At 69.9% G+C, this 21064-nt stretch carries 19 protein-coding genes and 2 pseudogenes; 7 read left to right on the top strand and 14 right to left on the bottom strand.

Translation table 11 applies throughout. The annotated features are described in order from the left end of the window. Window positions 1-22: 22 nt before the first annotated feature. The 3 genes and pseudogenes from ACY5J6_RS05845 to bfr form a co-directional block, all read left to right on the top strand. Window positions 23-280: pseudogene (locus tag ACY5J6_RS05845) on the top strand (carboxylating nicotinate-nucleotide diphosphorylase); the annotation flags it as partial. After that, window positions 279-1178: pseudogene (locus tag ACY5J6_RS05840) on the top strand (FAD-binding protein); the annotation flags it as partial. The pseudogenes ACY5J6_RS05845 and ACY5J6_RS05840, both read left to right, overlap by 2 nt. Before the next feature lie 13 nt (window positions 1179-1191). Continuing rightward, window positions 1192-1668, top strand: coding sequence for a bacterioferritin (bfr, locus tag ACY5J6_RS05835; RefSeq protein WP_462846419.1), 477 nt, complete (start codon window positions 1192-1194; stop codon window positions 1666-1668). Between the two features lie 40 nt (window positions 1669-1708). Here the strand turns inward: bfr and ACY5J6_RS05830 are convergent, their stop codons facing one another. The 8 genes from ACY5J6_RS05830 to ACY5J6_RS05795 form a co-directional block, all read right to left on the bottom strand. Beyond that, the gene (locus ACY5J6_RS05830; RefSeq protein WP_054638332.1) at window positions 1709-2032 is read right to left on the bottom strand and encodes a winged helix-turn-helix transcriptional regulator; all 324 of its coding nucleotides are present in this window, start codon (window positions 2030-2032) and stop codon (window positions 1709-1711) included. A 20-nt stretch (window positions 2033-2052) separates the two neighbouring features. Then, window positions 2053-4044 (bottom strand): phenylacetic acid degradation bifunctional protein PaaZ, encoded by a 1992-nt coding sequence (gene paaZ / locus ACY5J6_RS05825; RefSeq protein WP_462846418.1) that lies wholly within the window; start codon window positions 4042-4044, stop codon window positions 2053-2055. Between the two features lie 14 nt (window positions 4045-4058). Continuing rightward, complete coding sequence (gene paaD, locus ACY5J6_RS05820; RefSeq protein WP_462846417.1) at window positions 4059-4514, bottom strand: 1,2-phenylacetyl-CoA epoxidase subunit PaaD; 456 nt, start codon at window positions 4512-4514, stop codon at window positions 4059-4061. After that, window positions 4508-5254 (bottom strand): 1,2-phenylacetyl-CoA epoxidase subunit PaaC, encoded by a 747-nt coding sequence (gene paaC / locus ACY5J6_RS05815; protein ID WP_462846416.1) that lies wholly within the window; start codon window positions 5252-5254, stop codon window positions 4508-4510. The genes paaD and paaC overlap by 7 nt, the downstream gene beginning before the upstream one ends. After that, the gene (locus ACY5J6_RS05810) at window positions 5247-5795 is read right to left on the bottom strand and encodes a phenylacetic acid degradation protein (RefSeq protein ID WP_462846415.1); all 549 of its coding nucleotides are present in this window, start codon (window positions 5793-5795) and stop codon (window positions 5247-5249) included. The genes paaC and ACY5J6_RS05810 overlap by 8 nt, the downstream gene beginning before the upstream one ends. A 9-nt stretch (window positions 5796-5804) precedes the next feature. Next, a complete protein-coding gene (gene paaA, locus ACY5J6_RS05805) occupies window positions 5805-6776 on the bottom strand; it encodes a 1,2-phenylacetyl-CoA epoxidase subunit PaaA (RefSeq protein ID WP_462846414.1) in 972 nt (323 codons plus the stop codon). Continuing rightward, complete coding sequence (locus ACY5J6_RS05800; RefSeq protein ID WP_462846413.1) at window positions 6763-7374, bottom strand: TetR/AcrR family transcriptional regulator; 612 nt, start codon at window positions 7372-7374, stop codon at window positions 6763-6765. Before ACY5J6_RS05800 ends, paaA begins: the two co-directional genes overlap by 14 nt. Before the next feature lie 126 nt (window positions 7375-7500). Beyond that, window positions 7501-8442, bottom strand: a complete 942-nt coding sequence (locus ACY5J6_RS05795; protein ID WP_462846412.1) for a tyrosine-type recombinase/integrase — start codon at window positions 8440-8442, stop codon at window positions 7501-7503. Between the two features lie 341 nt (window positions 8443-8783). On the opposite strand from ACY5J6_RS05795, the gene ACY5J6_RS05790 reads away from it, so the two are divergent. After that, window positions 8784-9989 carry a thiolase family protein gene (locus ACY5J6_RS05790; RefSeq protein ID WP_462846411.1) on the top strand — a complete coding sequence of 402 codons (1206 nt, stop codon included), beginning with the start codon at window positions 8784-8786 and terminating at the stop codon, window positions 9987-9989. A 228-nt stretch (window positions 9990-10217) separates the two neighbouring features. On the opposite strand, the gene pxpB is transcribed toward ACY5J6_RS05790, so the two are convergent. From pxpB to ACY5J6_RS05775, 3 genes are read right to left on the bottom strand one after another with little or no spacing between them, the layout of a single operon-like run. Continuing rightward, window positions 10218-11702, bottom strand: a complete 1485-nt coding sequence (pxpB, locus tag ACY5J6_RS05785; protein WP_462846410.1) for a 5-oxoprolinase subunit PxpB — start codon at window positions 11700-11702, stop codon at window positions 10218-10220. A 4-nt stretch (window positions 11703-11706) separates the two neighbouring features. Further along, complete coding sequence (locus ACY5J6_RS05780; protein WP_462846409.1) at window positions 11707-13755, bottom strand: MDR family MFS transporter; 2049 nt, start codon at window positions 13753-13755, stop codon at window positions 11707-11709. Next, window positions 13752-14153, bottom strand: a complete 402-nt coding sequence (locus ACY5J6_RS05775; RefSeq protein ID WP_462846408.1) for a MarR family winged helix-turn-helix transcriptional regulator — start codon at window positions 14151-14153, stop codon at window positions 13752-13754. The genes ACY5J6_RS05780 and ACY5J6_RS05775 overlap by 4 nt, the downstream gene beginning before the upstream one ends. A 107-nt stretch (window positions 14154-14260) precedes the next feature. Here ACY5J6_RS05775 and ACY5J6_RS05770 point away from each other — a divergent pair, with 107 nt between their 5' ends. After that, window positions 14261-15808: an acyl-CoA dehydrogenase family protein gene (locus tag ACY5J6_RS05770; protein ID WP_462846407.1), complete on the top strand. Its 1548-nt coding sequence runs from the start codon at window positions 14261-14263 to the stop codon at window positions 15806-15808. Here ACY5J6_RS05770 and ACY5J6_RS05765 read toward each other — a convergent pair. The 3 genes from ACY5J6_RS05765 to ACY5J6_RS05755 form a co-directional block, all read right to left on the bottom strand. After that, window positions 15781-17493 (bottom strand): aldehyde ferredoxin oxidoreductase C-terminal domain-containing protein, encoded by a 1713-nt coding sequence (locus tag ACY5J6_RS05765; RefSeq protein WP_462846406.1) that lies wholly within the window; start codon window positions 17491-17493, stop codon window positions 15781-15783. The two genes, ACY5J6_RS05770 and ACY5J6_RS05765, sit on opposite strands and share 28 nt — an antisense overlap. Further along, entirely contained in the window at window positions 17471-17653 is a 183-nt protein-coding gene (locus ACY5J6_RS05760) for a hypothetical protein (protein ID WP_462846405.1), read from the bottom strand. The genes ACY5J6_RS05765 and ACY5J6_RS05760 overlap by 23 nt, the downstream gene beginning before the upstream one ends. Before the next feature lie 116 nt (window positions 17654-17769). Next, the gene (locus tag ACY5J6_RS05755) at window positions 17770-19086 is read right to left on the bottom strand and encodes an aminotransferase class III-fold pyridoxal phosphate-dependent enzyme (protein ID WP_462846404.1); all 1317 of its coding nucleotides are present in this window, start codon (window positions 19084-19086) and stop codon (window positions 17770-17772) included. 77 nt (window positions 19087-19163) lie between these two features. On the opposite strand from ACY5J6_RS05755, the gene ACY5J6_RS05750 reads away from it, so the two are divergent. Beyond that, complete coding sequence (locus ACY5J6_RS05750) at window positions 19164-20009, top strand: metal ABC transporter substrate-binding protein (RefSeq protein ID WP_462846403.1); 846 nt, start codon at window positions 19164-19166, stop codon at window positions 20007-20009. Window positions 20010-20016: 7 nt separating this feature from the next. Next, the gene (gene galK, locus ACY5J6_RS05745; protein WP_462846402.1) at window positions 20017-21060 is read left to right on the top strand and encodes a galactokinase; all 1044 of its coding nucleotides are present in this window, start codon (window positions 20017-20019) and stop codon (window positions 21058-21060) included. Window positions 21061-21064 lie beyond the last annotated feature (4 nt).

Raw genomic sequence — 21064 nt, 5'->3', positions numbered from 1 at the left:
GGAGAAAGGCCCTCTCCTTACAATGGGGGGCGTGGTCGGGGAGGCGCTTTGGCAAGGCGGCTTGGAGGAGGCCTTGAGGGCCTGGCTTCGGGAGGACCTGGGGCACGGGGACCTCACGAGCCTTTTGGTGGTCCCGGAGGACCTTTGGGGCGAGGCCGTGATCCTCGCCAAGGAGGGGGGCGTCCTCACGGGGCTTGGGGTGGCGGAGGGCACGGAGGTGGCCCGGATCCGGGGGCCCTTGCGGGGCATCCTCTCTGGGGAGAGACTCGCCCTCAACCTCGGGGGACGGGATGGCCCTGGCCTGGCGGGCAGGGGCGGCGCTACGGGACCTGGAGTTCGTCCAGTTCCACCCCACAGCCCTTCCGGGCGGGGCCCTGGTCTCCGAGGCCTGCCGGGGGGAGGGGGCCCTCCTCCTGAGCGCCCACGGGGAGCGGTTCATGCCCCGCTACGACCCCCTGGCGGAGCTCGCCCCCCGGGACGTGGTGGCCCGGGCGGTTTTTCAAGAGCGGAGAAGGACGGGCGCCGTCTACCTGGACCTCCGGCCCATCCCCCGCCTGGAGGAACGCTTCCCCACGGTGGTGGCCCAGGCCCGGGCCCTAGGCCTGGACCCCTTGAGGGAGCCCCTTCCCGTGGCCCCGGCGGCCCACTACGCCATGGGCGGGGTGCGGACCGACGCCTTCGGCCACACGGGAATCCCCGGGCTCTTCGCCGCGGGGGAGGTGGCCTCCACCGGCTTCCACGGAGCGAACCGCTTGGCCTCCAACAGCCTCCTCGAGGGCCTGGTGGTGGGGTGGCGGGCCGCCCTGAGGGCCCTGGAGGACCTGGCCCTCCCGCCCGGGCCCACCCCCCTGCCCGCCCTCGCCGCTTCCCCCGAGGCGGTGGCCTCCCTGAGGGAGGAAGCGGGGGAAGCCCTCGGGGTGGTGCGGCGCAAAGAGCCCCTCCTCGCCTTCCTCCGCCGGGCGGAGGCCGTGCCCCTGGAGGAGGTGGAACAGGCCAGCAGGGACCGGCTCGAGGCGGGAAGCCTGCTCCTCCTCATGCGCCTCCTCGCCCGGGCGGCCCTGGCCCGGGAGGAGAGCCGGGGCGCCCACTTCCGGGAGGACTTCCCCCAGGAAGATCGCCCCAGGCACAGCCTCTTCCAGGGGTGGCGCCTCGCCTTCCTCCCCGTGGGTGTAGAGTAGGGGAGGAGGTCCTATGAAAGGCCACCCCGAGGTGATCCAGAGCTTGCAGGCAAGGCTTTCCGAGGAGCTCGCCGCCGTCCTCCAGTACATGGTCCACGCTGAGATGGCCGAGAACTGGGGCTTCAAGGCCCTGGCCCGCCACCTCAAGGCCCACGCCATCACCGAGATGCGCCACGCCGAGAAGCACATCGAAAGGATTCTCTTCCTGGAGGGCTTCCCCGAGGTGAGCCGCATCGCCGAGATCAGGATCGGCAAGACCGTGGAGGAAATCCTTTTTAAGGACTACGAGGGCGAGCTCCAAGCGGTGAAGGGCTACAACGAGACCATGAACCTGGCCCAAAGCCTCGGGGACAACGGCACCCGCGACCTGGTGGCGGAGATCCTCAAGGACGAGGAAGGCCACGTGGACTGGCTGGAAACCCAGCGGGAACTCCTCCAGCAGATGGGCCTGGCGAACTACCTCCAGTACCTGGCCGGGGAAGCGGAGTGATCCCACCCCCTGCCCGCCCGGGGGCCCGGAGGGGGATGGGCTAGGCCACCGGGGCCTGGAGGTGCTTGCGGGCCCAGCGGTCGATGGCGGCGATGACCGCCTCCAGCTCCCGGCCCGCCTCGGTGAGGGTGTAGCGGGTTCTGGGGGGCATGTAGGATTCCACCCGTTTCTCCACCACCCCCACCTCCACCAGGTGCTCCAGCCTCTGGGAGAGGGTGGCGGGGTTCACCCCGCCCACAGCCCGGGCCAGCTCGTTGAAGCCCTTAGGACCCTCCAGGAGGGCGCGGATGATGTGCAGCGTCCACTTTTCCTGGAGAAGGTTCAAGGCGGCGTAGACGGGGCAGAAGGCGCCGTGCTCGCCCATACCCCCATGGTAGCACGGGCCTAGGCGCCCTTGCGGGCCACCAGGGTGAGGAGGGTGTAGGTGGCGACCGGCTTCCCCTCCTGGTTCACCACCTCTGCGGCCCACTCCACCACGCCCGTCTTCTCGTCCCGGGGGCGCTTGCGCTTCACCGTGAGGCGGGCCTGGAGGGTGTCCCCGGCCCCCACGGGCTCCAGGAAGCGCAGGCCCTCGAGGCCGTAGTTGGCGAGCACGGGGCCCGGGGCCGGGTCCACGAAAAGCCCCGCCGCCGCCGAGAGGACGAAGTAGCCGTGGGCCACCCGCCTCCCGAAGAGGCTCTCCTTGGCGGCGAGCTCGTCCGTGTGGGCGTAGAAGTGGTCCCAGGAGAGGGCGGAGAAGAGGGCGATGTCCGCCTCGGTGACGGTGCGGCGGTGGGTGGTGAGGGTCTCGCCCACCTCGAGGTCCTCGTAGGGCTTGCGGAAGGGGTGGACCCCCGCGGGCCTCTCCGCCCCCTTGGCGTACTCCCCGGTGAGGGCGGAGAGGAGCCCAGGGTCGGCCTGGAGGGCGACCCGCTGAAGGTGGCGCCTCACGGAGAGGAGGCCGCCCAGTTCCTCCCCGCCCCCCGCCCGCCCCGGCCCGCCGTGGAGGAGGCGGGGAAGGGGGGAGCCGTGCCCCGTGGAGGAGGCCGCGGTGCGGGCGTTTAGAATATGGAGCCGCCCCACGTGGGGGGCGAGGGCCAAGAGGTAAAAGCGCGCCTCCTCGGGGTCGGAGGTGGCGAGGGTGGCCACGAGGCTTCCCCCGCCCAAAGCGGCAAGCCTCGCCGCCTCCTCCCGGGTCTCGTAGGGGAAGAAGGTGGCCACGGGGCCGAAGGGCTCCACCTGGTGGAGGGCCTCGGACCAGGGGTCCTCGGCGAGGAGGAGGGTGGGGGGAAAGAAGGCCCCATCCCCTCTCCCCGGGTGCCTCCAGTAGACCCGGGCCCCGGCCTCCAGGAGGGCCGCCACCGCTCGCTCCACCTCCCCCTTCTGCTCCAGGGAGGCCAGGGGCCCGAGGTCCACGCCCTCCTCCCGGGGGTCCCCCAGGCGGAGGCCGGCGAGGCGTTCCCGGGTGGCCTGTAGGAGGGCCTCGAGGCGGTCCTTTGGCGCAAAGACCCGGCGGATGGCGGTGCAGCGCTGCCCCGTCTTGATGGCGAGCTCCTGGGCGATCTCCTGGGCGAGGCGCAAAAGCTCCTCCTCCGTGGCCGCCTCCCCCAGGAGGGCGGGGTTTAGGGAGTCGGCCTCGGCGTTGAAGAGGGCCCCCCGCTCCAGGAAGGCCGGGTGGCGGCGGAGCCGGTCGGCGGTGGCCTTGGACCCGGTGAAATAGACGCTGTCCCGGTGGTCCAGGGCGTCCAAGAGGTCCCCCACGCCCCCCACCAGGAGCTGGAGGCTCCCTTCCGGGAGGAGGCCCGACTCCAGCATCATTCGCACCAGGGCCTCGGCCACGTGGGCCGTGGGGGTGGCGGGCTTCGCCAGGGTGGGGACCCCTGCGAGGAAGGCGGGGGCGAACTTCTCCAAGAGCCCCCATACGGGGAAGTTGAAGGCGTTGATCTGGACGGTGACCCCCCCCTTGGGGGCGAGGACGTGCCTCCCTTGGAAGGAGAGGTCCTTGGAGAGGGGAAGGAACTCGTCCTCGGGGAGGAGGTTGCCCTCGGGGAGGTTGCGGGCGAGGGAGCTGTAGGCGTAGAGGACCCCGATCCCCCCGTCCACGTCGTACCAGGCGTCCCGCCTCGTCCCCCCCGTGGTGGCGTAGAGGCGGTAGAGGGCCTCCTTCCGCTCGGAGAGGTACTGGGCCAGGGCCCTAAGCCGCCTCCCCCGTTCCTGGAAGCCCAGGGCCAAAAGGGCCTTTCCGCCCACCTCCCGGCCCCAGGCCACGGCCTCCTTCACGGGGAGGCCCTCCGCCGTCACCCGGGCGAGGACCTCCCCCGTGCTCGCGTCCCGCACGGGGACGCCCTCGCCCTGGCCTTCCCGCCACTCGCCCATGAGGTAGCTTTGGAGCTTCATCGCGCGTCCCTTCCCTAGACGGCCTTAAAGGCCTCAAAGACCTCGCCGCAGGCGGCGCACTGGTAGAGCGCCTTGCACAGGGTGGCCCCGAAGGGGTTCTTGAGGACCACCTCCCGGCTCCCGCACCGGGGGCAGGGAGGGTCTTCCCCGGCCATGGGGAGGGGGAGGGGCGGGGCAACGCCGTAGCCGAGAAGCTTCTCCCGGGCCTCCTCGGTCATGGCCTCGGTGCTCCAGGGGGTGCGGGCCTCCTCCACCTCCACTTCCTCAGCCCCCGCCCCCTTGAGGGCCTTGACGATCTCCTCCCGGATGAGCTGAAGGGCCGGGCAGCCGGAGAAGGTGGGGCGGAAGCGCACCTTGACCCGGTTTCCCTCGGCCTCCACCCCCAGGACCATCCCCATCTCCACGATGTTGAGGACGGGGATCTCCGGGTCCTTCACCCCCTTTAGGGCCTCCCAGTACCGCTCTACCACGCTTTCGCCTCCCGGTCCCACCGGGCCACGGACTGCATCTCCGCGAGGAGGGACCATAGGTATTCCGTGTGCTCCTTGCGGCTCTTGGGCACGTATCCCCCTTCCGGCGCCTTGAGCCCCGAGCGCTCCAGGTGGCGCGCGGCCTCCTCCAGGTACCGGTCCCGAAGGGCCTTTAGGTCCGGCACGTACCCCGCCGCCACTAGCTCCTCCTCCCCGGGCAAGGGCACGAAGAGCTGCTTGGCGTAGGGGAAGAGGGTCTCCAGGGCCTTCTGGGCCCGGGCGTGGCTCTCCTCCGTGCCCAGGCCCAGGCGCTCTACCCAGAGGGCGGAGTGCCGGAGGTGGAAGCGCTCCTCCTTGAGGATCCTCTCGGCCGCCTCCGCGAAGGGGGGGTGGGCGCTCTTTCGCGCCTCCTCCAGCCAGAGGTTCTCGTAGAGGTCAAAGAGGTACTGCCGGACCATGGTAAAGGCCCAGTCCCCCTTGGGAAGCTCCACCAGGATGGCGTTTTGGTACTCCAGGGGGTCGCGGAAGAAGACCAGCTCGTCGGGGTCGGACCCGTCCAGCTCCTGCCTTAGCTCCAGGTAGAGCTTGGCGTGGCCCAGCTCGTCCTGGGCCAGGTTGGCGATGGCGATGTCCTCCTCGAGGATGGGCGCGTGGGCCACCCACTCCGAGAGGCGTTGGGCGAGAACCACCTCGTCGTCGGCCAAGGCCGTGAGCTTCTCCACCAGGAGCTTCTCAAGCATGGCGCTCCTCCTTGGCGGTGACGAGCCCGTAGTAGCTCTGCAGGCGGTAGGTCTTCTCCCGGGCGGGGGCGAACCAGCTCTCCACCACCTCGGGCGTGGGCTCGGTGCCCACCACGAGCCTCTCCGGAACCGCCCAGAAGGCCACCCCCTGGGCCTCGAGGAGGGCCTCTTTCACCGCTTCCCCTGGGCTTCTTGCCAGGAAGCGGCCCACCAGGTCCCCATAGACCATGCTCCGGCGGTGGCTCTTCTTAGCGAAGACCCAATAGGCCTCAAGCTGTTTCCCTGGCGGGAAAGCATCCTCCTCCCCCAAGGGCCCTTCCAGGGCCTTGGGGTCCCTTAGCCCCTCCTGGGTCACGTGGAAGAAGGCCTCCGCCGGGGCCACGAAGAGGGCGTAGGCCGAAGGCCTCCGCACGAAGACGTGCCGGGCCAGGAGGAGGGCGTGCTCGGGGTCCGTGGCGTGCACCGAGCCCACCATCTGGGGCAGGCTCCTTTCCGTGTCCTGCTTGATCACCTCAAACCGGGGCCACTCCGTTCCCCACATGGCTCCTCCCTAGTCCGCCGCCTGGGCGAGCCGCCTCTTGGCGTAGGCCTCCATGGCCTCCCGCACCCAGCGCCCTTCCTCGTGGGCCTTGCGACGGGCCTCGAGGCGGTGCCGGTTCATGGGGCCTTCCCCCCCGATCACCTTCCGGAACTCGTCCCAAGGGATGGGGCCGTGGGTCCAGTTCCCCGTTTTCTCGTCGTAGCGGAGCTCTGGGTCGGGGATGGTGAGCCCCGCCTCCAGGAGCTCGGGGACGTGCTCTTTCAGGAACTCCTGGCGGATCTGGTCGTTGGTCTTGGTCTTGATGCCCCAGCGGAGGAGGAGGGGGGTGTGGGGGGAGTCGGTGTCGTGGGGGCCGGCCATCATCAGGGTGGGCCACCACCAGCGGTTCAGGGCGTCCTGGACCATCCGCCGCTGCTTGCGGGAGCCCTTGGCGTAGAGGAGGACCGCCTCCTTCCCCTGCTTGTGGTGGAAGGTCTCCTCGGCGCAGATGCGCACCATGGCCCGGGAGTAGGGGCCGTAGGAGCACTGGGCCAGCATGGTCTGGTTCTTGATGGCCATGCCGTCCACCAGCCAGCCGATGATGGCCACGTCCGCCCAGGTGAGGGTGGGGTAGTTGAAGATGTTGGAGTACTTGGCCTTCCCCGAGAGCAGGGCCTCCACCATCTCCTCCCGGCTTACCCCCAGGGTCTCGGCGGCGTGGTAGAGGTACTGGCCGTGCCCCGCCTCGTCCTGCACCTTGGCCAGGAGGATGAGCTTGCGCCTCAAGGAGGGGGCCCGGGGGATCCAGGCCCCCTCGGGGAGCATGCCCACCCACTCGCTGTGGGCGTGCTGGGAGATCATGCGCACCAGTTGCCTGCGGTACTCCGCGGGCATCCAGTCCCCGGGCTCGATCTTCTCCCCCCGGGCGATCCTGGCCTCAAACTCCAGAAGCCTCTCCTCGTAGTCCGGGTCCTCGGGGTAGCCGATCCTAAGCCTCACCATCCTCGCCTCCTTCCTCACGGTGTTCCCCTTCCGGGGAAGGGGCCACGCCAAGGGCCTTGAGGACCAGCTTGGCGTAGGCTTCCGAGAGTTCCTCCAGGGAAAGGGGGCCATCGGGCCGGTACCACTGGTAGGTCCAGTTGAGGGCCGAGAGGACGAAGAGGGTCGCAAGCCGCACGTTCTCCACCCGGAAGACCCCCGCCCGTGCCCCCTCCTCCACCAGGGCCTGTACCCCCTCCTCGTAGCGGCGCCTCAGGGCCTTGGCCTCCTCGAGGAGGGGAGGGGAGAGGTGCTTCCACTCGTGGAAGAAGACCGTGGCCCGGGGAAGCTCCTCGGCGATGACCCGGAGGTGGCCCTTGACCAGGGCCCGCATCCTCTCCACGGGGCCCTCCTGGGGGAGGCTTTCCAGCACCTTTTGGAACCTCTCCGCCGCCTGGCGCACCACCTCCAGGAGGAGCTCCTCCTTGGAGGAGATGTGGGTGTAAAGGCTTCCTCCCTGGAGGTTCAGGTGGCGGGCGAGCTCCCTCATGCTGGTGGCGTGGTAGCCCCGCTGGCTGAAGAGCCTTCCGGCCATGTGGAGGATCTCTTCGCGGCGGTCCATGGCGAACGGTCGTTTGTTAGTATCGCACACCCCAGGGGAAGGGACAAGTGTCCTGCCTCACCTTTCGGCGGGGGCTTAGCCCCTTACCGGGGCCCCCATGCTGGCCCAAGCCAGCATGGGGTGGTGTTAGAGGTCGGGGAGCCTCGAGGCCGCCTCCTTAAGCCGTTCCCGGGAGGCGTGCAGGTAGATCTGGGTGGTGGCGATGGACTCGTGCCCCAGGAGGTCCTTCACCGCGTCCAGCTCCACGCCCCGCTCCACGAGGAGGGTGGCGTAGGCGTGGCGAAGCTTGTGGGGGGTGAGGCGCCTGGGGTCCAGACCCGCCCTTAGGGCGCCCTCCCGGAACTTGGCCTCCACCCAGCGGGCCGAGGGAACCTGTCCCCTGCGCCTGCCCCCGTGGAATGTGAAAATAGGCACATTCCCCTGGGGCGGGCCCAGCTCCAAAAGCGCCCCCTGGGCGGTGCGGGAAAGGGGCACCAGCCTTTCCTTGTTGCCCTTGCCCACCACCCGCACCGCCACGGGATGGCCACCCTCGAGGACCAGGTTTCGCCCCTTCAGGGAGAGGGCCTCGGAGATGCGCAGGCCCGTGCCGTAGAGGAAGCGGGCCAGGGCCAGGAGGAGCCGGGCCTCCTTCTCCTCGGAGAGGGCCTCGAGGAAGCGCTTGAGCTCCTCGGGGCTTGGGTGCAGGGGAAGCCTCCGGCCCGCCTTGGGGCGGCCGATGCCCTCCGTGGGGTCTTCCGCCGCCTCTCCCCGGATCTCCCGCAGGTAGCGGTAGTAGCTCCTGAGGGCAGCCAGGAACCCCTGCACCCGCCGGGGGGCCCAGCGCTTGGCGAGGAGCAGGGCCCGCACCGCCTCGGGGCCTGGGGGAAAGCCCTCCTCCTCGAGGAAGCGGAGCCAGAGGGAGAGGTCCTGGAGGTAGCGCCGCACCCCCCGGACCGAGTAGCCCCGCTCCAGGAGGAGGTACTCCGCGTAAGGGGCCAGGTCTCCAAGGGCCCTTTCGGGCCTTTTAACGCCGATAGTTTTCCAGATAACGTGGGAGCCTTCCGGTGGGGCCATGGGGGCATTATACATGCGCGAAATGTACCTTTCGCGAAGGAAGAGAACACCCCCACCCGCCCCCGGAAGCTCATCCCCTGGCCCTCCCTCAACAGCCAGGCGAAGGCCCGGGGGCCCAGGTCTCGGGCAGGGTTCAGGGCGAAGCCTCCAGGGCCCCCGAGCCCGTACCCCACGGCGGCCACGGCGAGGGCTACCCAAAGGGCCACCAGCTTCCCGTCCCGGCCCGCCTGGAGGATGAAGGTGCCCAGGACCTCGGCCGCCGCCCCGCCGGTGTTGGGGCCCCTTGGTAAGCCCGGCCCTTGACGAGAGGAACCCGCCCCCGTAAGCTTCTACCGACCGTTTGGTAGGGAGGTCCCATGCCCCAAGCCTGGATCGTGGAAGCGGTGAGAACCCCCATCGGCAAGCACGGGGGGGCGCTGGCCTCGGTGCGCCCCGACGACCTTCTGGCCCACGCCCTCTCCGCCCTCATGGAGCGCTCAGGCGTCCCCAAGGAGGAGGTGGAGGACGTCTACGCCGGATGCGCCAACCAGGCGGGCGAGGACAACCGCAACGTGGCCCGCATGGCCCTCCTCCTCGCCGGCTTCCCCGTGGAGGTGGCGGGGTGCACCGTGAACCGCCTCTGCGGCTCCGGCCTCGAGGCCGTGGCCCAGGCGGCGAGGGCCATCTGGGCCGGGGAGGGCAGGGTGTACATCGGAAGCGGGGTGGAGTCCATGTCCCGCGCCCCCTACGCCGTGCCCAAGCCCGAACGGGGCTTCCCCACCGGGAACCTGGTCATGTACGACACCACCCTGGGCTGGCGCTTCGTCAACCCCAGGATGCAGGCCCTCCACGGCACCGAGAGCATGGGGGAAACCGCCGAGAACCTGGCGGAGATGTACGGGATCCCCCGGGAGGAGCAGGACCGCTTCGCCCTCCTCTCCCACCAGAAGGCGGTGCGGGCCTGGGACGAGGGGCGCTTCCGGGAGGAGGTGGTCCCGGTGCCGGTGAGGCGGGGCAAGGAGGAAGCCCTGGTAGCCGTGGACGAAGGCCCCAGGCGGGACACCTCCCTGGAGAGGCTGGCCGCTCTCCGGCCCGTCTTCCGGGAAGGGGGCACGGTGACCGCGGGGAACAGTAGCCCCCTAAACGACGGGGCGGCAGCCGTCCTCCTCGTCTCCGACGAGTACGCCGTGGCCCACGGCCTCAAGCCCTTGGCCCGGATCCGCTCCATCGCCGTGGCCGGGGTGCCCCCCCGCATCATGGGCATCGGGCCGGTGCCCGCCACGAGGAAGGCCCTGGAGCGGGCGGGGCTAAGCCTCTCGGACCTCGGCCTCATTGAGCTCAACGAGGCCTTCGCCGCCCAGGCTCTCGCCGTCCTCCGGGAGTGGGGCCTTTCCATGGAGGACCCTCGCCTCAACCCCAACGGCGGGGCCATCGCCCTGGGCCACCCCTTGGGGGCCTCGGGGGCCCGGATCCTCACCACCCTGGTCCACGAGATGAGGCGGCGAAAGGTCCAGTTCGGCCTCGCCACCATGTGCATCGGCGTGGGCCAGGGCATCGCCATGGTGGTGGAGGCGGTGGGGTAATACCACCCCCTGTTGGCCCCGGTTCACGCCGAATATTTTGGGGCCCTCGCTGCGATGAAGGCCGCGGTTGGTTTCGCAACATGAGGTGCCCAAACTAAGGCTGGGGAAAAGCTTTTTGGGGCCCCCACTGCGGCGAAAGCCGCGGCGGGGTACTTGACCCTGCCCCCCTTCCCGTGGGGTCTCCCCCGCTCTTGTTGGGGTCTTGAGCTAGTGAGTTATTTCACGATTCTACTCGCTCGTGAAGAGAAGCTCCACTCCGGGCCACGCCTGCCCCAGAAGCCACAGGTCCCGCCCCTCCACCACCGCAGGCTTGGCGTACCCCCCGAGGCTCCCCTTGTCGGCGAGAAGCACCAGGGGTCTTCCCGAGGGCGGCACCTGGACCCCACCGAGGGGCGTGGCCTCGGAAAGCCCCTCCCCTCCCGGCACCTCCTCCCCCTGCAACTCCACCCCCATGCGGTCCGCCCGCGCCACCCGGAAAGGCCTCGAGGTCAAGGCCCTCCAGGCCTCCAGGGTGTGCTGGGGTCCCGGGCGGAGGCGCACCCGGAACACCTCCGGCAGGGGCCGCATGGAAAAGGCCCTCCCAGGGCGAACGGGGCGTTCCGCCCCAAGCCCCAAGACGTCCCCCGCCCGCAAGGGGCGGCCGATCCGGCCCCGGAGGTCCGGGGACGCGGAGCCGAAAAAGGCGGCGGCCTCCAAACCCCCCGCCACCGCCAGATACCCCCGCACCCCCCGCCCTCGAGGCCGGAAACGCAGGGTCTTCCCCCCCCGCCAAAGAAAGCTACGCCCCGGGGGGATCTCCTCCCCTTCCAGGAGGGCCACCAGGCCGTACCCGGCGAAAGCCGCCACCAGGGGCCTTAAGGCGGTGAGAACAGGGCCCCTGTAGGCCATCTCCAGAAGCGGGGCCCCTTGGGGGTTACCCACCAGGCGGTTGGCGACCCCGGCGGAGTAGGGGTCCAGAGGCCCCGAGCGGGCCAGGCCCAAATGCCCCGAAAGAAACCGCCCCCCGTCCACCACCAGGTCCAAAAGGCCCGGCTCCTCCACCCGGAAGGCGGGAAGGCCAGGCTCAGGGGGCAAAAGCTCCAGGGGCTTAGGCTCGGGAGGGACGGGGCCTTCCGCCTCCCAAAAGCGCACCCGGTCCCCCGGCCGGAGGAGGAAGGGCTCCTGGCGGTGGGGGTCGTACACGGCCAAAAGCGCCCTTCCCAGGAGGTTCCACCCCCCGGGGGAAGGCAGGGGGTAGATGCCCGTCTGCGCCCCGGCCACGGCCACGCTGTGGGCCGGTACCTGGGGTCTGGGGTGGGCTTTGCGGGGAAGGCGCAAGGGAGGCTCCACGGGGGCCATGAAGGGGAAGCCCGGGGTAAAGCCCAGGGCGTAGACCCGGTAAAGGGGCTTTTGGTGGAGGGCCTTCACCCTTTCCGGGGTGAGCCCCGTCCTCTGGGCCACCTCCAGGAGGTCCTCCCCGTCGTAGCGCACGGGGATCTCCACCACCCTCTCCTCTTCCTTCCTCTCCTCGGGAAGGGTACGGAGGAGGCGAAGGAGGCGGTCTTTGGAGATCTTTTTCGGATCGTATTCCAGGTAAAGCGTGCCGTAGGCGGGCACCGCCTCCAAGAGACCGGGGGGAGGGCTTTGGAGAAGGCCCTGGGCCAGGGCCAAGGCCCGGCGGTTGGCCTCCTCGGAAAGCCCCTCTCCGAAGCGCAGGTAAAGGCCTTCCCCCACGCCCTTACTCTACCGCCCCCGGCATGGCCCGCCCCTTGAGCTCCCGGTCGGGCAGGGGCAGGAGGAAGAGGAGGGCCATGAGGATGAAGGCAGCGCTATAGAGGAAGATCCTCCGCAAGGCCTCGGTGATCCCCAGGCTCAGGGCCTCCTTGAGCCGGGCCTTGACCGCCTCCAGCTGGGCCACCACCTGCCGGGGCACCTCCTCCAGGGCCTGGGCCTGCGCCTGGGCCAGGGCGGCCTCGAGGGAGCGCGCCGCCTGGGCCTCGGCTTCCCTCAGGGCCCTTTCCACCTGGGCGAGCACCTGGGGGCGCAGGGCGGGGGGAGGGGGGTTTTGCAGAAGCGCCCGGAGCCTCGAGTCCAGGAATGGGGAAGCGAGGAGGGCGGCGCGGGCCTCCTGGTCCCCCTCCCAGGCCCGGGTCAAGAGGGCGAGGGTGCCCTTGACCAGGCCGCCTGGGGGGATGCGCCCTTTGAGCGCCTTAGGGACCTGGGGGTCCTCCTGAAGGACCCGGTAGGCGGCCTCGTCCCCGGCGAGGGCCCTCAGGGCGAGGTCCCGCAGACGGGCAAACCGGGCGGGAAGGCCCCCGGGGGTGAGCTCCTTCCGGAAGGACTCGGGAAGCGCGGGGTCCCCCTGGAGGGCCCGGTAGGCGGCCTCGTCCCCCTGTAAGGCCCGCACCAAGAGGTCTTCCAGGCGGGCGAACTCCCGGTCCAGGTCCAAGGCCATCCCCTCCCCCGCCCGGGTCATGGCCGAAGGGGCGGCGCCGCCGGGGAAGGCCTGGGAGAGGTGGCTGCTGAGGCTTCCCGCCAGCACCGTGCCCAGCAGGGCGATGCCCATGGTGGAGCCGATCTGCCGCATGAACTGCACGGCGCTGGTGGCGCTCCCGATGCGGTTCATGGGAACGTCGTTCTGGGCGGCGATGTTGAGGAGGCTTTGCGCGGGCCCCAGGCCCAGGCCCACCAGGAAGAAGAGGAGGACCGCAAGCCAAAGGGGCGTGTCCACGCGGAGGACGAAGTGGAAGGCGAGGAAAAGGGCAAGGAGGAAGGCGGCGCTTCCCAGGAGAAGGGCCTTGTAGCGGCCCAGGCGGGCGGAAAGCTGCCCGCCGCCCACGCTGCCCAGGACCACGCCCAAGGTCAGGGGCAGCACCGTCACCCCGCTTTGGCTGGCGGAAACCCCCTTCACCACCTGAAGGTAAAGGGGCAGGAAGGCCACCGCCCCCAGGAAGGCGGGCCCGTAAAAGAAAGAGGCCAGGGCGGCGAAGGTGAAGGTGGGAATGCGGAAGACGGAGAGGTCAAAGAGGGGGTGCTCCACCCGAAGCTCGGCCCATACCCAAAGGAAAAGGCCCAAAGCGGCCAAGGCGAAAAGGCCCAGGATCTCGGGGCTTCCCCAGGGGTAGGTGCTTCCGCCCCAGGAGAAGGCCAGCATCAGGGACACCGCCCAGCCCGCCAGGAGAAAGGCCCCCAGAAAATCAAACCCCTCCCGGCGCCCCGGGGAGAGCCTGGGCATGTAGCGCAGGATGAACCAGAGGGCCACGGCCCCCACGGGCATGTTGATGTAGAAGACCCACCGCCAGGAGAGGTGGTCGGTGAGAAGCCCCCCAAGCCAGGGTCCCACCGCCGAGGAGAGGCCAAAGAGGGCCCCGAACACCCCGGCGAGCTTCCCCCGCTCCCTGGGCGGGAAGAGCACGGCGATGGTGGTGAGGGCCAGGGCGAAGAGGGCCCCGCCCCCTAAGCCCTGGAGGCCGCGGAACAGGATGAGCTCGGCCATGTTCTGGGAAAGACCCGAAAGGGCCGAGCCCAGAAGGAAGAGGAGCACGGCCACCAAGAGGATGCTTTTGCGGGAGAAAAGCTCGGTGAGACGGCCGAAGATGGGAGCGGACACGGTGGAGGCCAGGAGGTAGCTGGTGGTGACCCAGGCATAATATTCCGCTCCCCGAAGCTCCCCCACGATGCGGGGCATGGCCGTGGAGACGATGGTCTGGTCCAGGGCCGCCAGGAAAAGGCCCAGGAAGATGCCGATCATGGTGAAACGGACTTCTTGGGGTGTGGGGTCTTTCATGGTTCCTCCATCCGAGAAAGAAGCTCTACCAACAGGGCCTGTTCCTCCGGGGTGAGCCGGGCGAGGCGCCGGGCCAGGGCGGCCTCGAGGAGGCCCTCGGCCCGCGCCAGGGCCTCCTGCCCTTTGGGGGTGAGCTCCAGGCGGTAGCGGCGGAGGTCTTTGGAGTCCAGGCTCCGCCGCAGGAAGCCCTGGGCCTCGAGGCGCCTTAGCATCTGGCTCACCGTGGGCGCGGGCAGGCCCATGGCCCGGGCGGCCTCCATGGGGTGGGGGTGCCGCTGGACCACCCGGAGAAGCCAGGGGGAAAAGCTGCTAAGCCCAAGCTTGGCCAGCTCGGGCTCCGTCTCCTCCCGGAGGGCTCTTTGGAGCCTCCAAATGCGGGCCAAGAGGGTCCAGACCACGGGGGCATTTTATTTGCCCTCAAATAGTTCAACTGTAAACTACCTTACACCGGCCCCCTTGACGGGGCCGGGGGAAGGGGAATAGGGTGCGGGGGAAGGAGGCGCCCATGCCAGAACTGTTCTACAGCCAGGGCCACGACCACTACGCCCTGGACCCGGACCTGAAAGCGGTCTTGGACACCTTTGCTCCGGGCCTTCCCCAAGAAGAGCTTTCCGCCTTCGGGAAGCTGGTGGGGGAGGAGGTCCTGGAGGTGGCCCACCACGTGGACGCCCTCTCCCCTCCCCGCCTCTTGATGCACGACCTAGACGGCAACCGCATAGACCGGGCCCTGCTCTCCCCGGCGGAGAGGAGCCTTTTGGAGAAGCTCCGCCCCATGGTCCGCCCCCCCTACGAGGGCCGGGGCTGGCCCCTGCACTACGCCCTGGGCTACCTCCTCGCCGACGGAGGGCTTTACTGCGTCCTCACCATCACCCACCAGGTGGCCTACGCCCTGCACAAGTACGCCCCCGAGTGGGAAGGGGTGAAGGGGGAACTCCTGTACGGCAAGGCCTTCGGGGCCACCTGGATGACGGAGATCCAGGGGGGAAGCGACCTAGGGGCCAACCGCACCCTGGCCAGGAGGGAGGGCGGGGCCTTCCGCCTGTACGCCGGGGACAAGTACTTCGCCTCGGGGGCAGGCCTCGCCGACTACGCCCTCGTCACCGCCCGGCCCGAGGGCGCCCCCGAGGGCCCTAAAGGGCTCGCCCTCTTCCTGCTTCCTCGGGAGGTGGAGGGAAGGCTCAACTTCCGGGTGCGCCGCTTCAAGGAGAAGCTGGCCACCCGGGCCGTGCCCTCGGGAGAGGTGGAGCTGGAGGGGAGCCTGGCCTACCCCATCGGCAGGCTGGAAGAGGGGATCTACTACACCCTGGAAAACCTCACAGTGAGCCGCCTGGCCAACGCCGTGGCCGCCATGGGCCTCGCCAAGAAGGCCCACCTCGAGGCCCTCTTCCGGGTGCGCCGCCGCACCGCCTTCGGCCGGAGGCTCCTGGACCACGCGCTGGTGGCCCAGGACCTCCTGGAGATGCGCCTGAGGCAGGTAGGGGGCACGGCCCTGGCCTTCCTGGCCGTGGCCCGGTTTGACCGGGCCTGGGAGGAGAGGCCGCCCTACTCCCCCGCCTACCACCTGGCCCGCCTCCTCTCCCACCTGGCTAAGGGGCGCACCGCGGAGCACGGGACCGCGGTCACCGCCCTCGCCATGGAGCTCTTTGGGGGCCTCGGCTTCCTGGAGGACTACGGGGTGGCCCGCTTCCACCGGGAAGCCCTCATCACCCCCATCTGGGAGGGTCCGGCCAACATCCAGGCCCTGGACATGCTGGAGGCCATCGCCAAGAAGAAAGCCCACGAGCCTTTCTTGGAAATGCTCCAGGAGAATCCCCGGGCCCTGGGGACGGCGGGAAAAACCCTAAAACGCCTCCAAGAAGAAGGCCCCTGGTACGCCAAGGAGGCCTTAAGGCGGCTCGCCGACGCCGCGGCGGTCTACGCCTTGGGGCAGGTGCCGGAGGCCCCCTTTCCCGAGCTCGCCGAGCTCTACGCCCGGCGCTTCCTGGAAGGGGAAGCCCTCCCCGCCTGGGCGCGCAAGCCCGAGCTTTACGACCCCTGGTGGAGCCTCTCGTAGAGGGGCCCTAAGTCCTCGGGGCGGAAGCGGGCGGTGTACCCCTTGGGGGGCACAGGCTCCTCGTAGAAGAACGGGGGCAGGCGGTCCTCCTCGTGGGTGAAGCCCGCCAGGTGGTTGAAGCGGTGCTCCAGGCGCAAGACCCCCTCCCCGAGCTCCCGCCAAAAACCCGGGGTGAGGGCAGTGCCGAGGGCGGCGTTCACGCTCTCCACCGCGAAGGCCACCTCCTTGTTGGTGACGCTTCCCCCGAAGACGCAAAGGCCCAGGCTGTCGTTGGCGGCGGCGTTCACCTGGGCGGTGTAGCTGGCCTCCAGGATCTCCTCCGGCTTCATGGCCCGGGTCTCCAAACGGGGGGCGTTCCCCGCCGTGTGGTCCGCCCCCTGGGCGGTGACCATCATGGTGATCCCCGTGGCCTCCACCACCCGGGGGTCGTAGGCGCTGATGGCCTGGCGCTTGATCACCGGGACCCGCCTAAGCCCCAAGGCCTCCCCCACCCGGGCCGTGCCCTGGGCGAGGAAGCGGGCCTCCTCCGAAGGGGTGTAGAGGGCTTTCAGCTTCGCCTCCATGAAGGCGTAGTCCCCCCAGGGGGCGAGGCCCTTCTCCATGAGGAGGGCCAGGGTGGCCCCGGTCTCAATGGTGTCCACCCCTAGGTCGTTGGCCAGGCGGTTGAGCCAGGCGAGCTGGTCGGGATCGTTTAGGCCGCAGTTGGTGCCGAGGAGGCCGATGGTCTCGTACTCCAAAGGGGAGACCACCTCCTCCCCCTTCTCGTCCACGATGACGTTGGAGCACTGGATCACGCACCCCGGCATGCAGGCGTGGGTGTGCTTGCCGCCCCGGGCCTTGTTGAGGGGAGCGATGTGCTGCCCGCCCATGCGGAAGGCCTCCGGGGGTGCCAGGCGCCCCTCGCGGAAGTTGCGCACGGGAAGGCCCCCGAAAGCGTTCTGGAAGTCGGCCATGCCCATGGTGCCGACGGCGTTGTAGAACTGCATGACCAGGGGGTCTTCCCGGAGGAGCTTGGCGTAGCGGCGGATGGCCTCGGCCACCTTGGGCTTGTCAAAGACCTCCGCCTTCCCCGGCACCTCCACCACGATGGCCTTCACCCGCTTGCGCCCCATCACCGCCCCCACGCCTCCCCGGGCGGCGAGGCGGGAGGGCCTGCCCTCGGTGTCGGAAAAGGCGATGCCGGAAAGGAGCCCCAGATACTCCCCCACGGGCCCCAAAAGGGCGAAGGCGATCCGCTGCCCGTAGGCGGCGAAAAGCCGCCTCGCCGCCTGGAAGTTCCCCAGGCCCAGGAGGTCCTGGGCGGGGTCAAAGTGGACCTCACCGGACCGGGTAATGCGGAGGACCACCCACTCGGGGCTTTCCCCTTCCAGCACCAGGTGGGCGAGCTTGAGCTGGCCCAGGGCGTAGCCGAAGGTGCCCCCGCCGTTGGCCTCCTTGATGCCCAGGGTCAAGGGGCTCCGCGCCCCCACGCTGGTGCGGTTGGCGTTGGAAAACCCCGTCCCCGCCAAGGGCCCCACGGCGAAGACCAGGGGGTTCTCCGGGGAAAGGGGGTCAAAGCGGTAGGCTTCCCGCTCCAAAAGGAGCCTCCCCGTGCGGCAGCGCCCGCCGAAGGCCACCTCCTCCGGGGAAGCCTCCTGCCAGTGGACCTTTTTCGCCTCTAGGTCAACCCGCAAAGACCGCCACACCGTCCACCTCCGTGCGCACCACCCGGGCTTCCTCCGGGTGGCGGAAAGGGTCCCGGTCAAAGACCACCAGGTCCGCCCGGTGGCCCGGCCAGAGCCAGGCCTTGGGCAGGCCGCTGGCCTCGGGTTGAGTGTACCGCCCCCCGAGCCCCAAAGGCCGCACCGCGGCGAGCTCGGAGGCCTCCCCCCGGGAGGAGTAGCCGGTCCAGCGCGGGAAAGGGGTAGGGGCGGCCCTCGAGGGAGGCCAGGAGGGCGAGAAGCTCCCCGTAACGCCGCACCCTAGGCCACCTCCACCTCCACCCGCCGGAGGGCCCGGAAAAGCCGCTCCACCCCTTCCCGGAACTCCTCCTCCCCGATGGTGAGGGGCGGGGCCACCAAGAGGACGTTGTGCTTGGCCAGAAGGTACACCCCCTCCCGGAATAGCGCCTTCATGAGCGCCCCCATGGCCGGGCTCAAGGGAGCGTGCCAGGGGGAAAGGGGCTCCCGGCTCTCCCGGTCCCGCACCAGCTCCACCCCGTAAAACGCCCCCAGGCCCCGCACCTCCCCCACCCAAGGGTGGGCCTTGAGCTCCTCCAGGGCCGAGCGGAAGAGGCCCTCCATGGCCCGGACCCGGGCGAAGAGCCCCTCCTCCCGGTAGGCCTCCAGGGCCGCAAGCCCCGCCGCCACCGCCACGGGGTGCCCCGAGTAGGTGTGCCCCGTGGGCAGGGGGGTCTCGTCAAAGTAGCGGGCCAGCCCCTCCCGCACCAGCACCCCCCCCAGGGGCACGTACCCCGAGGTCACCCCCTTGGCGAAGGTGAGGAGGTCCGGCACCACCCCAAAGCGCAGGGCGGCAAAGGCCTCCCCCACCCGCCCAAACCCCGTCATCACCTCGTCAAACACCAGGAGGATGCCGTGGCGGTCGCAGATCTCCCGCACCCCCCTTAGGTACCCCTCCGGGTAGACGATGACCCCGTTGGAGCCCACCACCGGCTCCAAAAAGATGGCCGCCACCCGCCTCGGGTCCTCGTGGAGCAAGACCCTCTCCAGGTGCTCCAAAGCCCGCCTCGTCTCCTCCTCGGGGTCCTCCGTGTAAAAGGGGCTCCGGTAGGGGTAGGGAGCGAAAAAGTGCACCACCCCGGGAATGGCCGGCTCGGCGGGGAAGCGGCGGTTCTCCCCCGTGAGCGCCGCCGCCCCGTGGGTGGCCCCGTGGAAGGAGCGGTAAGCGGCGAGCATCTTGAAGCGCCCCGTGAGGTGCCGCACGAACTTCAGGGCGTCCTCGTTGGCCTCGGCCCCCGAGGGGGTGAAGAAGACCCTCCCCCCCTCAGGCCAAGGGGCGAGGTCGGAGAGGGCCTTGGCGAGGAGGGCCCGTTTGTCGTGGAAGAGGCTCGGGGCGGCGTAGGCCAGGGTGGCCGCCTGCTCGGCGATGGCCCGGGCCACCTTCGGGTGGCCGTGCCCCAGGTTCACCGCCACGAGGCCACTGGAGAGGTCCAGGTACCGCCGCCCCTCCCCGTCGTAAAGCCACACCCCTTCCCCCCGCACCACCAGGGGAGGGTCCAGGTCCTTCTGGGCCAGCCAGGGCGTGAGCACGTGCTTCCGGTGGAGGGCTTTGAGGTCCATTTGCCCCGATTATATGCCCCTTCTTCCCCCGGAGCCGGGGCTTGACATACATGTGAAAATGCATTATCACTACTGTCATGAACCTCCGGCGCGTCTCCTTGGTCCTCGGCTTCCTCCTGGCCCCCGCCTTGGCCCAGGTGCGGCTGGTGGCCACCACCCCCATCCTGGCGGACCTGGTACGGCAGGTGGGGGGAAGCCGGGTGGAGGTGGTGGCCGTGGTCCCCCCGGGGGCCGACCCCCACACCTTTGAGCCCGCGCCCTCGGTGGCCAAGGCCCTGACCAAGGCGCGGGCGCTCTTCGCCAACGGGCTCGGCCTCGAGCCCTACCTGCCCAAGCTCCAGACCCTCCTCCCCCGGGGAGCCCGGGTGGTCCTCCTGGGGGAGGGGCAGCCGGGCCTGATCTGCGAGGAAGGGGAGGACCACGGCCACGGCCCCTGCGACCCCCACCTCTGGCTGGACCCCACCTACGCCCTCCGCTACGCCGAGCGGATCCTCGAGGCCCTCGCCGCCCTGGACCCGGGAGGCCAGGACTTCTACCGGGCCAACCTGGAGCGCTTCAAGAAGGAGGTGGAGGCCCAGGACCGGGCCTTTAGGGCCTGCGGGCTTAAGGGGAAGAAGGTGGTGGTCCAGCACGACGCCTTCCGCTACTTCGCCCGGCGGTACGGCCTCGAGGTGGTGGGGGTCCTGAGCCACGGCGGGGCCCAGGAGGTGGGGAGCAAGAGCTTTCTGGCCCTCCTGGAAAAGGCCAAGCGGGAAGGGGTGAGGCTCGTCCTCGCCGAGCCCCAGTTCGGAGGACGGGCCCTAAAAACCCTGGCCCAAGCCCTCGGGGCCCGGGTGGCCGTGCTCTACACCGACACCCTGGACCAAAAGGTCAGGAGCTACCTGGACCTCCTGGACCACAACCTGAAGGCCCTTTGCCCATAATGGGGGCATGGGCTTCCAAGAGATCTTCGGCGCCCTGCCCGAGGCCAGCGCCCAGGCCCCCGGGCGGGTGAACCTTCTGGGCGAGCACACCGACTACCAGGAAGGCTACGTCCTCCCCACCCCCCTTCCCTACTTCACCCGGGTGGAGGCGGGGCGGGCGGAAGGGCGGGTGGAGGCCTACAGCGAAAACCTGGGGGAGCTTCGGGCCAGGCCCCTGGAAAGCCCGCCCCAGGGGGACTTTCTGGATTACCTTCTGGGGGTGGTCCTCGCCCTCAGGGAGGCGGGCCACCCGGTGCCGGGGGCCCGCTTTTACGTGAAGGGCGAGGTCCCTATGGGGGCTGGGCTCTCCAGCTCGGCGGCCCTGGAAGTGGCCGCCCTCAAGGCCCTTAGGCTCCTTTACCGCCTCCCCTTGAGCGACCTGGAGGTGGCCCGCCTGGCCCAGAAGGCGGAGGTGGAGTACGTGGGGGTCCGGTGCGGGATCATGGACCAGATGGCGGCAAGCCTGGGCCAGCCGGGAAAGGCCCTCTTCCTGGACACCCGGACCCTGGTCTACGAGAACCTTCCCCTTCCCCCGGGGGTGCGGGTGGCCGTCTTGGACCTCGGGCTTGGGCGTCGCCTGGCGGAGGCCGGGTACAACCAGCGCCGCCAGGAAGCCGAGGAGGCGGCAAGACGCCTGGGGGTGAGGGCCCTAAGGGACGTGGCCGACCTCTGCCTGGTGGAAAGCCTCCCCCCGCCCCTGGACCGGCGGGCCCGGCACGTGGTGAGCGAGAACCTGCGGGTTCTCCGGGGGGTAGAGGCCCTAAGGCGGAAAGACGCCCGGGCCTTCGGGGAGCTCATGACCCAGAGCCACCGCTCCCTGGCCCAGGACTACGAGGTAAGCCTTCCCGAGCTGGACCGGCTGGTGGAGGAGGCCCTAAGGGCCGGAGCCCTGGGGGCCAAGCTCACGGGGGCGGGGTTCGGGGGGGCGGTGGTGGCCCTCCTGGAGGAAGGCCGGTACGAGGCCTTCCGGGAGGCCCTCCTCTCCCGCTTCCCCGGGCTACGCATCCTTTAGGGGT

The organism is Thermus sp. H19.2 (assembly GCF_054979525.1).
The sequence above is the reverse complement of the archived record's forward strand: the minus strand, read 5'-3'. Positions and strand labels throughout refer to the sequence as shown.